The following is a 13,415-nucleotide window of genomic DNA, read 5'->3' as shown; positions in this document are numbered from 1 at the left end:
GTCTAGCAAGAATGTTAAAATCTCGTCCGTCAATTAAGGGCCATTCTTTTAGCGTTCTCGTTGGCTTAAAATACTCAACCGTGCGCGATAGCCATTGCGAATATGCTGGCTGGCGGCGTCCTGGGCCGCCGCACGATCGCGACGGGTAAGCGCATCGACAATCGCCTGGTGTTCACGTTTGGCTTCAAGGGTGCGCTCCGGCAACTCGTAGGTAGTGTTGCGCAGCAGCGACAGGTGAATACGCAAGTTATCCAGCATTTCATTCAGATAGGGGTTGTGTGTGGCGCGGTAAATCTGACGATGGAACACACGGTTATGGTCGTGCAGCGCTTTACTGTCGGTCAGCGTGGCTTCGATATCCACCATCTCCTGTAACAGCGCAATCTCCTCGGTGGAGGCGGCGGTGACCGCCAGATCCATAGCCAGACGCTCCAGACCTTCGCGAACGTCAAACAGCTGGCGCAGCCGCTCATAACTGATATGGGCAATGATCAGCCCACGCTGTGGGCCTGGCTCGGCAAGCCCGAGGGTCTCCAGCCGGTGAAGGGCTTCACGGATAGGTGTACGGCTAATTCCAAACTGTTCCGCCAGTCGTGTTTCCTGCAAACGTTCCCCTGGCTGCAGTTCCCCCGCTTCAATGGCGGAAAGCAAGATTTCAAAAGGCGTTAAGCCTGTGTCGCGACCCGTCGATTTCACGTTTAAGCTCCGTTTGTCTGTGTGATGACCCTGATAAAGGCTGGCACCCTGCCGTCGCACATCTTGCCACAGGATAGGTTACGTCTATGCTTTTTTTGTTCTTAGCTTATCTAAAAAACATCTTTTGACGTTTACGGAATGGCTGCTATGTTTATTTTATATTCATTGTATACAAATGAATTCAAATAAACACAAACACAGTTTCTGCTTTTTTATTTGTAGGCCAACACCAGGGATCTTCGTTTTACGATGACTAAAAAAAGAGAAGTTGCATTAACCCGTGGAGAACAGCTCAGCCAGTTTATCAGCCAGGCTCATCAACTCACCGTCCCCCCCGCCGTACGCCATGAAGCAAAACGCGCCCTGATCGATTATCTCGGCGTGGCGATTGGCGCGGTCAACGACGATGCCGTACACGCGGTTCGCCAGGTAGCAAAAACCTGGAACGCCGCCGGTGATGCGCGCATCTTCCTGTCGGGAACCACGACCCCTGCGCTTGCTGCGCTGGTGAATGCCACCATGGCGCATGCGGCGGATTACGACGACACACACCCAGCCGGTGCAGGACACCCGGGCGGACCGTGCTGGTCTACCGCGCTGGCGATGGCGCAGGCGTATCCGGTTGATGAAGAGAACGTGCTGCTCGCGTTTATTACCGGATTTGAGGTGATGGCGAAACTGGGCGGCGGTTGGGTGCCCGGCGTCGGACGTAATCTGCAACGCCGCGGGTTCCACCCGACGTCAGTGGTGGGGCGCGCCGGTGCGGCTGCGGTTGCCGCCGCGATTTTACAGCTTTCTGAAGAGCAGATTCGCAACGCGTTGGGTGCTGCGGCGACCATGATGGGCGGCCTGCAAAAATCCTCCGGTACGCACGGCAAGCCTTTCCATGCCGGTAAAGCCGCGATGGACGGCATTATGGCGGCGCAACTGGCGGCAGAAAACTTCGTTGGCGCGCACCATTTCTATGAAGCGGACGGCTGGGTGAAAATCTTTATCCAGGACGGCAGCGCAGAGATCCCACCGCTGGATTTTGGCGAAAGCTGGGAGCTGCTGACCAACGGTTATAAGCTCTACGCCAGCTGCCGCGGTACGCATGCGTCGATTGAAACTGCGCGGAAAATCTACCCGCAGCTGCAAGGACGGAAAATTACCCGTATTAGCGCCAAAGTGCACCCGATGGGGATGGTCAACGCCGGGATTATGGATCCGCGCACCCCGCTGGAGAGCAAATTCAGTATCCCTCATTGCATTACCCTCGCCTTAAGTGGCTACAATTTGACGGACACCGATTTCACCCAGGCGACCGTGGACGATCCGCAACCGCGCGCCCTGCTGCCGCTGCTACAGGTGGAGGCCGTTGAGGGTCAGTCCGCCAGTTCGGCATTTATCGATGTCTGGCTGGATGACGGCGAGGTGCTGCACGCCCATACTGATGTCTATCGCGGTCACGCGCAAAACCCACTGAGCGATGAAGAGTTACGCGCCAAATTTGACGCCCTCACCATTCCGGTTCTCGGTGCGGCGCGCAGCGCAGATCTCTATGATGCGGCCTGCCATTTCGAGCGCCCGGGCTCACTGGCCCGCATTACGGAACTGCTTGCAGGCGATCGCTGATTCTTTTTTTGCACAGGAACTCTGTTACATGACCATTGCCCGACAACTTGCCGGTAATTTACTGGCGTTCTCCCGGCAGGCGTTTCCGCAGGCTGCATACAGCAACGCGCGTACCGCCATTATTGATACCCTCGGCGTTACGCTGGCTGGCGGCGTACAGGATGGCGCCAGTAAACTGCGGGCCGTTATTGTGCCGTCTGCCGCAAGCGGCAACAGCCGCGTCTTCGGCACTGAACTGAAACTGAATGCGCTGGACGCCGCCCTGTTAAACGGCGTTTCCTCTCACCTGCTTGATTTTGATGACTCCAACTCCTGGCTGCACGGGCATATCTCTGTGGCCGTACTGCCTGCGCTGCTGGCGCTGGCAGATGAACAGGGTCGCCACGGCGAAGCGCTGTTGCGTGCCTATATCACCGGGTATGAAACCGCTGTGCGCATGGGGAAAGCGGTTAGCCCGTTCCAGTATCGTCACGGCTGGCACCCAACCACCACCGTGGGTGTTTTCGCCGGTGTTGCCGCCTGTGCGGTGTTGCTGGATCTCAATGAACAGCAAACAGCCACGGCATTGGCGATGACCGCGTCGCTGGCATCGGGGATCAAGTCGAACTTCGGTAGCGAAACCAAAGCGTTGGCCGTCGGTCAGGCTGCCCGCAGTGCGGTGATGGCGAGCAAACTGGCGAAAGAGGGATTCAGCGCGGGCGTGACGGCGTTTGAGCATCAACAGGGGTATTTCCACGTCTATAACGGCGAGGCAAATGTCGACCCTCTGCCACTGACGGAACGCTGGGACGCCACCCCCTTTATTCTTGATACGGTGAAAAGCAATAACTACAAATACTTCCCGTGCTGCTACGCGATCTTATCGCCGCTGGATGGCATTCTGGCGCTGCGCGAAGAGACCGGGCTTTCGCCGGAGGCGATCGAACACATTTGCATCAAGGTCCACCCGATTCGTTTCCCGCACATCAATATTCCACAGCCAGAAAACCCGCTGGCCGGGAAGTTCAGCCTGCATTATTGCGTGGCACGCGCATTTGTCACCGGCACGCTGACGCTGGATGATTTTATTGACGATGCGCGCTTCTTCGATCCGGCAACGCAAGCCCTGATGCACAAGGTCACGCTGGAGAAACATGATGAAGAGATCACCCATAGCGCGTTTGTGACGCTGACCACCACCGATGGACGACAATTCAGCCAGCGCGTGGCGGGTGCGCGGGGTTCCAGCCCGGCAATTCCGTTGCCGGAAAACCTGATTGAACAAAAATTCCTCGACTGCGCCAGCCGCGTATTGTCTGCGGAAGGTGCACAGGCGCTGTATCAACGCCTGTTGCAGGATGATTACCGCTAACCGGATGTCCGAATGACCATCACCTGGATCCCACCGGAAATTTCGCCGCTGTTTGCTGGCGTAATGGTGTTTTGTAGTTTTCTTACTTCGGCGCTGACGGCGGCCATGGGCCTCGGCGGCGGCACGGCCCTGCTGGCGGTCATGGGGCTGGGCATGCCGGTCAGCAGCCTGATGCCGGTTCACGGCATGGTGCAAATGGGCTCGAACCTGAGCCGTACGCTGATCCAGCGTATGCACGTGGTATGGCCGCTGGTGTTGTGGTTTCTGCTCGGCAGCGCGGTTGGTATTGCCGTGGGCGCACCGGTGGCCGCAATGATCCCGGACAGCCTTGCGCGTATTGCGCTGGGGTTGTTTATTCTCTGGTCGGTACTGCGTAAACGCGGAGAACAAAAACCACTGAGCCGCCCGTTCTTTATCCTCGGCGGCGGCATCAGCAGCCTTGGCACGATGATTGTGGGTGCTACCGGACCAATGGTCGCCGGGCTTATCAGCTCGCAAGGACTGAAACGCCAGCCGCTGATCGCCACCCACGCCACCTGTATGGTGTTGCAGCACGGGTTGAAGATCCTGGCCTTCGGGTTGATGGGGTTTGCCTGGGCCAACTGGTTACCGGTGCTGGCGGCGATGATCATCAGCGGCGCGCTCGGTACCTGGCTGGGTACCCGGGTGCTGGATAATTTGCCCGAAAAACTGTTCCGCGTGCTGTTTCGTGTGACGATGATCCTGCTCAGCGCGCAACTGCTGTGGCAGGGTATAGAAGGATGGTTGAAATAATTCCTTACTTCTTTGGCGTATATGCTTTACTGAATTCGTTCTTTGCCAAATGCGTTGTGGACGAAGAACATAGGTATACAAACGGATGTGTTATTTAAAAATAAATAAATACAGTTAGTTAACCTGAAAACAACCCTTTAAAAAGGAATAGCCATGCTGAAGAAAACCCACCTTGCGGCGTCGGTATTGCTGCTGACGCTGGGGAGTTTTATTTTCCCTGCGCAGGCAGAAAACGCGCCCGCGACAAATGGCGACACGCTGAAGAAAATTAAAGCGCGCGGTGAACTGGTGTGCGGTGTTCACCCTGCCCGTCACGGTTTTGCCTCTATTGACAGCAAAGGCCAATGGGAAGGCCTGGATGTGGACTTCTGCCGCGCTCTGGCGGCGGCGGTATTTGGCGATGCATCAAAAGTGCGTTTCACCCCGCTCTCCACCGCCCAGCGTTTTGCGGCGATCCAGTCCGGTGAAGTCGATGTGTTATCACGTAACATTACCGCTTCTCTGACCCGTGATGTGTCGCTGGGACTAAACTTCGCTCCGCCTAACTTCTACACCGGCACCGGTTTTATGGTGCGCGCCAACAGCGGTGTGAAAAAAGTGGAAGATCTGGATGGCGCAACGGTGTGTATCACGCCGGGCAGCAGCACCGAGCAGAATGTGGCGCAGATTTTCTCGTCGCGTAACCTGCACTACACCCCGGTGGTGATCGAGAATAACAAAGAGTATGTTGCGGCTTACCTTGCCGGGCGTTGCGATGTGATCGCCCGCGACAAAGTGGCGTTGCCGGGCATCAAAACCTTTGATGCAGAAAAACCGGACGACCATATCATCCTGCCGGGCATCTACTCGAAAGAGCCGCTGGCCATGGCGGTGCGCAAAGGCGATGACCAGTGGTTTGACATTGTGAAATGGGTTGTTTACGCCACGTTTAACGCCGAAGAGATGAACGTCAACCAGAGTAACGTCGACGCTGAGCTGAAATCCACCGACCCGGATGTTCAGGGCCTGCTTGGCGTGACTGGCGGCTTTGGGCAGAAACTCGGCCTGGATGATAAATGGGTGTACAACATTGTTAAACAGGTGGGCAACTATGGCGACATTTATAACCGTCATTTCGGCCCGCAAAGCGCTGAACCGCTGGATCGCGATTTAAACAATCTGTGGACCAAAGGCGGTTTGCTTTACGGCCTGCCGATCCGTTAATCGCCGGGTCACCCCTGACTGTGGGGTGACCCTTCTCCACTCCCGTAACAACCTTGATGTTTAATGATGAAACAGACTGACAACTCCGGTGCGCTTGCCCTGGCGTCGGACACGACCCGGCCGTCCACCGTGTTTCGCCTTTTCACCTTTTTCGGCAGCAAGACCGTGCGCAGCTGGTGTTACCAGTTCCTGCTGGCGGCGCTGCTTTTAGGGTTCAGCTACTGGCTCTACAGTAATGTGGTGGATAACCTGCGCGCGCAGCGTATTGCCACCGGCTTTGGCTTCCTGCATCAGAGCGCGCAATTCGCCATTGGCGAGAAACTTATCGACTACACGCCGCGCGACAGCTACACCCGCGCGCTGGCCGTCGGTTTACTCAATACGCTGTACGTCACCGTGTGTGGCATTGTGCTCGCCACTGTGCTCGGTTTTGTTGTCGGTATCGGGCGAGTGTCCAAAAACTGGCTGCTGATGAAAGTGTGTGTCGGCTACGTAGAGCTGCTGCGCAACGTGCCGGTCATTTTGCAGGTGATCTTCTGGGCGGTGGTGATCCGTAATCTGCCCTCGCCGCGTGAGGCGATCATTCTGCCTGGCATGGGCTTTTTAACCAACCGTGGGCTGACCTTTACCGTCCCGGCGGCGCACAGCGGCTGGCTATGGACCTTAATGGCGCTGCTGGCGGCGTGTGTCATGAGTGTACTGCTCTCGCGCGTCGCGCGTCGCTGGCGTGAGCATCACGGCAAAATGGTGCCGGTGGCCCGTCTGCGGACTGCGCTGATTATCGGTCTGCCGCTGCTGGTGTGGGTGCTTGCTGGCGCGCCGCACGAGCTGAATCGCCCGGAACTCCGCGGTTTTAACTTTAAAGGCGGTTTTACCATCAGCCCGGAATTCACCGCGCTGCTGCTGGGTATCGCCCTTTACTCGTCGGCGTTTATTGCCGAAATCGTTCGTGCGGGTATTCAGTCGGTGCCCAAAGGACAGCTTGAAGCGGCGCGGGCGCTCTCCTTTTCCCCGTGGCATGTGATGCGCCACGTGATCATTCCGCAGGCAATGCGCGTCATGGTGCCGCCGCTGGCCAGTCAGTATGTGAGCCTGGCGAAAAACAGCTCCATCGCCGTGGTGGTGGGTTACCCGGAGCTGGCGAACATCAGCAATACGCTGATGAACCAGACCGGCCAGGCGCTGGAAGCGATCGCCATTATGATGGTGGTGTATCTGATTATCAGCGGCGCGACGTCCCTGCTGATGAACCTGTTTAACCGTTACGTCGCCATTAAAGAGCGCTAAGGAACCGTGATGCAAAACCCTGTGCTTTTCTGGCTGCGACGTCATCTTTTCAGCAGCGTCCTGCAAACGGTGCTGACACTCCTGTTGCTGACGGTGATCCTGCTGGTGGGATCATCATTGTTGCGCTGGGGCGTCATTAACGCTGTCGGGCTGAGCGGGAATGTGGAGCAGTGCCGGGCGGCGACTGGCGCGTGCTGGGCAGTGATTGGCGAGAAGTATCGCCCTATTCTGTTCGGTCTGTATCCTTACGATGAACAGTGGCGCGCGGCGCTGGCGATGCTGGTGTGGTTTATTACCGTGGGGGTGTCGCTTTCCCCCGCCTGCTGGCATTCGCGCCTGTTATGGCCGTTGTGGCTCATCTCGCTGGCGACGATGTCAGTACTGATGAGCGGCGGTGTATTCGGTCTGAAACCAGTGCCCTCTGCGGACTGGGGCGGCCTGCCGCTGACGCTACTGCTGTTTTCCGGCACGGTGATCATTGGTATGCCCGTCTCCGTGATGCTGGCGCTCGGACGGCGCTCCCCGTTGCCCTTCTTGCGCGGCCTGTCGGTGATATTTATTGAAGGTCTGCGCGGTGTGCCGCTGATCACCATTCTGTTTGTGGCGGTGAATGTTTTCCCGTTGTTTTTACCGGCGGATATGGAAGTCAACAAACTGCTGCGCATCATCATTGGTATTGCGTTGTTCTTTGCCTGTTACCAGGCGGAAGTGATCCGCGGCGGTTTGCAATCGGTTCCCCGTGGTCAATATGAAGCGGCGGCGGTGCTGAACCTCGGTTACTGGCACACCACCACCAAAATCATTCTGCCGCAGGCCTTGCGTATCTGCCTGCCGGCGGTGACCAACCATATTATCGCGGCGATGAAAAATACCTCGTTTGTGATCATTATCGGTCTGTTTGATGTGCTGACGGCCACCAGCGCGGTGATGCAGGATCCGCAGTGGCGTCGCTACTATATCGAGTCGTATGTGTTTATCGCCTCGTTGTATTTATTATTCGGCTTTTTGCTTTCTCGCTATGCCGTGTGGGTGGAAGGACGCATTGATGCCCGCCGTAACCCTGAAGGAGTCTCCTGATGCAAGACATGACATCGCGCGATGCGATAATTGAGATGAAATCGGTCAGCAAATGGTACGGGAAATTCCAGGTGCTGGACGAGGTGTCGCTGAACGTGAAAAAAGGTGAACGCGTGGTGATCTGCGGCCCGTCCGGTTCCGGCAAGTCGACACTGATCCGTTGTATTAACCGCCTTGAAGAGCATCAGAAGGGGCAGATTCTGGTGAACGGCATCGAAATGAACGACAACGTGCGCAATATCAGCCGGATTCGTTTGAGCATTGGCATGCTGTTCCAGCAGTTTAATCTGTTCCCGCATTTAAGCGTGCTGGATAACCTGATTATCGGACCAACGCTGGTGCGCAAGATGACGCGACCGCAGGCAACGGAACTGGCGATGCACTATCTGGAAAAAGTGCACATTGCCAACCAGGCGCACAAGTTCCCGCTGCAACTGTCCGGTGGGCAACAGCAACGTGTGGCGATTGCCCGCGCCCTGTGTATGCAGCCGGAAATCATGCTGTTTGATGAGCCGACGTCGGCGCTCGATCCGGAAATGATCAAAGAAGTGCTGGATGTGATGCTTGACCTGGCGGAGAGCGGCATGACCATGATTGTGGTGACGCATGAAATGGGCTTTGCGCGTACCGTGGCGGACAATGTGATCCTGATGGCCGATGGCCGCATTGTGGAGTCTGCTGCACCCGAAACGTTCTTTACGCAACCCGCACATCCGCGTACCCGCCAGTTCCTCGATCAAATCCTCAGCCATTAATCTCCAGGCGGCGGTTTTTCCGCCGCCTGTAAACGCCGTAAAAATAAGCGACAGGCAACTTATTACCCTTGTAAAATGTCATGTCTTTATCCACTCTGTTGTCATACGATTTAAGTATTGCTGTATCACTGAGCAGCACGTTACGCGGCAATGTTGCCTTTGAAATAGTGTTTTAATGTAAATACGGCTATTTCTGCTGTTAACGTTTTTGTTTGTCCGGTGATTATTTTTCACCCTTTATCGGATGTCTGGCTGATAATTTAGCTTAAGGGTTTACTTATCTCCTGGGAAATTTTGCGCTGTCTTTTTTTTGTCGCAAATTCATAACAATATTTAAAAATTAAGGCGTAAGCATGACTAAAAAAATATTTAATGTTGCTACTTTCCGTTGCCGATAAGTTCGTGGAAAATGCACAGGTAATAACTAACAACAGTCACTGGCCGGTAAATTAATCACACGTATTACCGCGTCAGCAAAACTCATTGATTGCGGTCCATCGTGGAGTTTTTTTCATGAAGCGTAACACTCATGTTACACAAAAAGAGTTTTTGCTTAACGACGGTACGACGTTGCTGTCGACAACAAATACGCACAGCCATATTACTTATGCCAATACGGCCTTTATTGACGCCAGCGGATTTAATGAAGATCAATTAATGGGAGCGGCGCATAATATTATTCGCCACCCGGATATGCCCCCTGCGGCATTTGGCGATATGTGGTTTACCATTCAACAGGGTGACAGCTGGACCGGGATGGTGAAGAACCGTCGCCAGAACGGCGATCACTATTGGGTTCGCGCCAACGTGACCCCTATTTATCAGCAGGGGCAGTTAACCGGTTATATCTCTGTGCGTAATATTCCCGAACGCGCAGAAGTGGATGCCAGCGCAGCCCTCTATCAACAAGTTAATGAGAATAAACTCAAAGGCTATCGTTTCTATAAAGGGCTGGTAGTGCGCCGCGGTTTATTTTCTTTTTTATCTCTTTTTCAGCGCATCAATGTTTCAAAACGTATCAACCTGGGCAGTATAATTACGGCTGCCCTTCTGGTTGCATTACAATATACGGACGTCAATGCTGCCACCAAAGCGGGCGCATCTATTATTATTCTCGGACTGCTTTCTGTTTTTTTGCAGAGCCAAATATCGCGCCCGTTGAAAATAGTGTTATCGCAAATGCAGAAAGTGGTTTCCGGGCGTAAAGCCGACTACCGGCATTTTAACCGCGTGGATGAAATTGGTTTGTTGATGCGACTGGTTAACCAATCCGGGTTGAATCTCAGTTCATTGGTTGGGGATGTTTCCGCACAGATTAACGGTATTCGTACCATTAGCGGGCGCATTACCCGTGAAGGCGAATCCCTGCAACAACGCACCGAAGAAACCTCCGCTGATTTGCATCAAACTGCCGCTGCGGTGGAAGAGATCGCCAGCGCGGTGCGGCAAACGGCGGAAACGGCGTCCGATGCCATGGCCCGCGCCGATGAAACCAGCGCCAGCGCCATGAACAGCGGCGATGTGATGAAGAAAACCATCACCATGATGCAGGCTGTCTCCGCGGACAACAATAAAATCGTCGACATCATTGGCGTGATTGACAGCATCGCTTTCCAGACCAATATCCTGGCGCTGAACGCCGCAGTAGAAGCGGCTCGTGCAGGTGAATCCGGCCGTGGTTTTGCCGTTGTGGCCGCCGAAGTGCGCAACCTGGCGCAGCACTCCGCTTCTGCTGCACGCGAAATCCAGACGTTGATCGAACATAACGTGGCGAACGTGAAAAGCGGTGTGGAAATGGTTGAGAAGACGGAAACACACCTGACGGCCATGATCGACAGCGTGATTAATATGTCGACCATGATCAAAGAGATTGGCGTTGCAACGCATGAACAAACTCAGGCGCTGGAGCTGATTAATCAGTCGGTTTCCCGCATCGGCACGATGACGCACAACAACACCGGGATGGTGGAACAGGTGACCAGCGCGGCCGAAGATCTCTCTGAACGCGCCGCCCGCCTGCATCGCGCGGTACATGTTTTTGGCGGTAGCTGATCCCTGTTATAGTCACGGACTCCGTTGCGGAAAAGAGGCGCAGCATGGTTCCCTGCAAAGCAGTCCTGATGTTTCTTTTGTCGTTAGTCCTGTCGGTGGCGGCCCGTGCTGCCGACAGCTTACAGCCCCCTTCCGGTTTTATGCAGCCGCCCGCGCATCGGGTTGATGCGGCAAAAACGGTCAACTGCCCTGCTGTTCCCACGCCGTTTACCGGCACGCTCGATTTTCGCAGCAAGTACGAAGGCTCCGACAGCGCCCGCGCCACGCTTAATCCGCAGGCTGAAGCTGCGTTTCGCGATCGAACCCGAAACATTACCGCCATGGAGAGCCTGGTCAGCAAACAGGTGACCGCCTGGACACGCAGCGGCGATCCGCGTTATGTCGCCTGTGTTGTTAACGCACTCAGCGCGTGGGCTGATGCAGGCGCATTAACCGGCGCAGCGGCGAATCATACCGGCAAGTCCATGCGCAAATGGGCGCTGGCGAGTTTCTCCTCAGCCTGGTTACAACTGGCTTTCTCACCGGCGCAGCCGCTTGCCGCTTATACAGACCAGCAGAAAACCATCACGCGCTGGTTGAGTCAGTTGGGAACCTTAACCGCCAGTGAATGGCGCGATCTGCCGCTGGATAGAGTCAATAACCACAGTTACTGGGCCGCCTGGGCGCTGATGTCGACTGCGGTGGTCACCCAGCGTCAGGATCTGTTTCACGCATCGCTGGCGATTTACCGCACCGCGATGCAGCAAGTGGATGCGCAGGGTTTTTTAGCCAATGAACTGCGCCGCCGCCAGCGGGCCTTTTCCTACCATAATTACGCGATACAGCCGTTGGTGATGATCGCCCTGTTTGCGCGGGCGAACGGTGTGGATGTGATGGCAGAAAACAACCGGGCGTTGCAACGGCTGGGCGCGAAAATCATTGCCTCGCTCGATGACCCTGCCCCTTATGCACAGCAAACCGGGGAGCCGCAGGATCGCGCTTTTTTGCAGCACCCGACCAACCTGGCCTGGCTGGAGGCCTGGTGCCAGCTTCAGCAGTGCGATACGGCGTTAAACCAGCGCATCACGGCGCTAAGACCGTTGCAAAATACCCGGATGGGCGGCGATATGACGCATCTGTTTTCCGTGACGAGCCAGAAACGCGACGGGCAAGATTAACCGTGCACTGACAGACTCACGGTTCGTAAAAATGCCTTTTGATCATGAGGTTGCGGTAAGTATAATCCGCGCGAATAGTTTCAAATTTGCTGGGTGAGCAGAACGCGATATTCCTGTTAGCCAGCTTTTTACCTCCCCACTCCGGTCGCTGATAGCCGGACGGGGAGATTATTACATCGTAACAGGGCATAAAATTGCCCGGATATTAAGGGATTAAATGAAGAGTAATATGAAGTCATGGCTGCTTTTACCGCTTTTTCTGTTGTCTGGTTATGGTTCGGCCAGCACGACCCAGGTTGAAATTCTGAGCGCCGTGGTGAAAGACGCGAAAATCCCCGACGCGCAGCTTATGCTGCAACGAAACGGTGAAAGCGCGATCAAGGCCACAACAAACGCCCAGGGACAGGCGGTACTGGAGAGCGCGTTTCCCGATACCAGCGATACGCTGCTGATCGTTAAAAAAAGCGGTTATTCCAATCTGGTGGTGAAATGCCCCTGTAATGGCATGTCGTATGCGCTAAGCCCGGTGCTAAACGGGCTGGACAGCATGCGTGTGGTCTTAACCTGGGGAGCGCAGCCCGAGGATCTGGACTCGCACATTGTTTATCCGGGCAACCATATCTATTTCGACCATCAAGAGGGTGATAACGGCAATCTGGACGTTGACGATACGGACAGTTTTGGTCCGGAAACCATCACCCTGACCGCCCGTCAAAATGGTCAGTCCTATGTCTACGCTATCCATGACTTTACCGATCGTTTAAGACCGAACACCACGCGCTTGTCCGAGAGTCAGGCGAAAGTGTTCGTTTACGTCGGTGAATCGCTGGTGAGAACCTATTATGTTCCGCAGCATCAGACCGGGAATCTGTGGACGGTATTTAAAATCACCCCGTCGGGCGATTTTGTCGATATCAACAAAATTGAAGGGGTAACGACGGATTCCGCGAGCATCGGCTCGCTCCTCTCGCCTGCGCTGGCAGACGCCTGGACCGCGTCGCACAACGCGGGTTGGTCACAACAGGATATGAGCGCGTCGCGCAACTTCAACCTGTTGGGAGAAGCGGCTTATCAGCAAAATGATTACGATCAGGCGATCGCGCAGTTCACGGCGGCCGTCAACGCGTGGGCGGATAACGGCAAGGCATACGGCAACCTGGGGCTGGTTTACCAGAAAGCCGGTCGCACGGCGGAAGCGCTGTGGGCTAACCGTAAAGCGCTGGCATTAGCCAGCGGCACAGGTGCACCAACGGTTCGCGCCGGAGCAAATTATAACATCGGCAAAATTTACGAAACGGCGGGTGATTATCAGCAAGCGCTGAGATATTACCAGGCAGCCCGTAATGAAAAAGCCAATACGGTGTATGACAACGCCATTACCCGTGTTCAGGGGCTTATCCACTAATATCCGGTAAAGCAGAAAAGATGGACTGCCCTGTCAAACCGGGC

11 protein-coding genes are annotated in these 13,415 nt (G+C 55.2%); 10 read left to right on the top strand and 1 reads right to left on the bottom strand.

The genetic code is table 11. The features are described from left to right. Positions 1-48: 48 nt before the first annotated feature. Entirely contained in the window at positions 49-696 is a 648-nt protein-coding gene (locus ACQ3G7_RS12910) for a GntR family transcriptional regulator (protein ID WP_263096595.1), read from the bottom strand. Positions 697-945: 249 nt separating this feature from the next. Here ACQ3G7_RS12910 and ACQ3G7_RS12905 point away from each other — a divergent pair, with 249 nt between their 5' ends. The 10 genes from ACQ3G7_RS12905 (at position 946) to ACQ3G7_RS12860 (ending at position 13,371) form a co-directional block, all read left to right on the top strand. Continuing rightward, complete coding sequence (locus ACQ3G7_RS12905; protein WP_430890092.1) at positions 946-2,310, top strand: MmgE/PrpD family protein; 1,365 nt, start codon at positions 946-948, stop codon at positions 2,308-2,310. Between the two features lie 28 nt (positions 2,311-2,338). Then, on the top strand, positions 2,339-3,661 hold the full coding sequence (locus ACQ3G7_RS12900) for an MmgE/PrpD family protein (RefSeq protein ID WP_430890091.1): 1,323 nt from the start codon (positions 2,339-2,341) through the stop codon (positions 3,659-3,661). A 12-nt stretch (positions 3,662-3,673) separates the two neighbouring features. After that, positions 3,674-4,435 (top strand): sulfite exporter TauE/SafE family protein, encoded by a 762-nt coding sequence (locus tag ACQ3G7_RS12895; protein WP_430890090.1) that lies wholly within the window; start codon positions 3,674-3,676, stop codon positions 4,433-4,435. 153 nt (positions 4,436-4,588) lie between these two features. Further along, the gene (locus tag ACQ3G7_RS12890) at positions 4,589-5,638 is read left to right on the top strand and encodes an amino acid ABC transporter substrate-binding protein (RefSeq protein ID WP_263096591.1); all 1,050 of its coding nucleotides are present in this window, start codon (positions 4,589-4,591) and stop codon (positions 5,636-5,638) included. Positions 5,639-5,701: 63 nt separating this feature from the next. Beyond that, entirely contained in the window at positions 5,702-6,925 is a 1,224-nt protein-coding gene (locus ACQ3G7_RS12885; protein ID WP_263096590.1) for an amino acid ABC transporter permease, read from the top strand. A gap of 9 nt (positions 6,926-6,934) precedes the next feature. After that, positions 6,935-8,002, top strand: coding sequence for an amino acid ABC transporter permease (locus ACQ3G7_RS12880; RefSeq protein ID WP_430890089.1), 1,068 nt, complete (start codon positions 6,935-6,937; stop codon positions 8,000-8,002). An 8-nt stretch (positions 8,003-8,010) separates the two neighbouring features. Then, positions 8,011-8,757 carry an amino acid ABC transporter ATP-binding protein gene (locus ACQ3G7_RS12875; protein WP_430890139.1) on the top strand — a complete coding sequence of 249 codons (747 nt, stop codon included), beginning with the start codon at positions 8,011-8,013 and terminating at the stop codon, positions 8,755-8,757. 513 nt (positions 8,758-9,270) lie between these two features. Further along, positions 9,271-10,809 (top strand): methyl-accepting chemotaxis protein, encoded by a 1,539-nt coding sequence (locus ACQ3G7_RS12870; protein WP_430890088.1) that lies wholly within the window; start codon positions 9,271-9,273, stop codon positions 10,807-10,809. A gap of 68 nt (positions 10,810-10,877) precedes the next feature. After that, positions 10,878-11,966 carry a mannuronate-specific alginate lyase gene (locus ACQ3G7_RS12865; protein ID WP_430890087.1) on the top strand — a complete coding sequence of 363 codons (1,089 nt, stop codon included), beginning with the start codon at positions 10,878-10,880 and terminating at the stop codon, positions 11,964-11,966. Between the two features lie 229 nt (positions 11,967-12,195). After that, positions 12,196-13,371 carry a tetratricopeptide repeat protein gene (locus ACQ3G7_RS12860; protein WP_430890086.1) on the top strand — a complete coding sequence of 392 codons (1,176 nt, stop codon included), beginning with the start codon at positions 12,196-12,198 and terminating at the stop codon, positions 13,369-13,371. Positions 13,372-13,415 lie beyond the last annotated feature (44 nt).

This window comes from Kosakonia sp. N21 (assembly GCF_050587465.1).
In the GTDB taxonomy this organism is placed as follows: domain Bacteria; phylum Pseudomonadota; class Gammaproteobacteria; order Enterobacterales; family Enterobacteriaceae.
The sequence above is the reverse complement of the archived record's forward strand: the minus strand, read 5'-3'. Positions and strand labels throughout refer to the sequence as shown.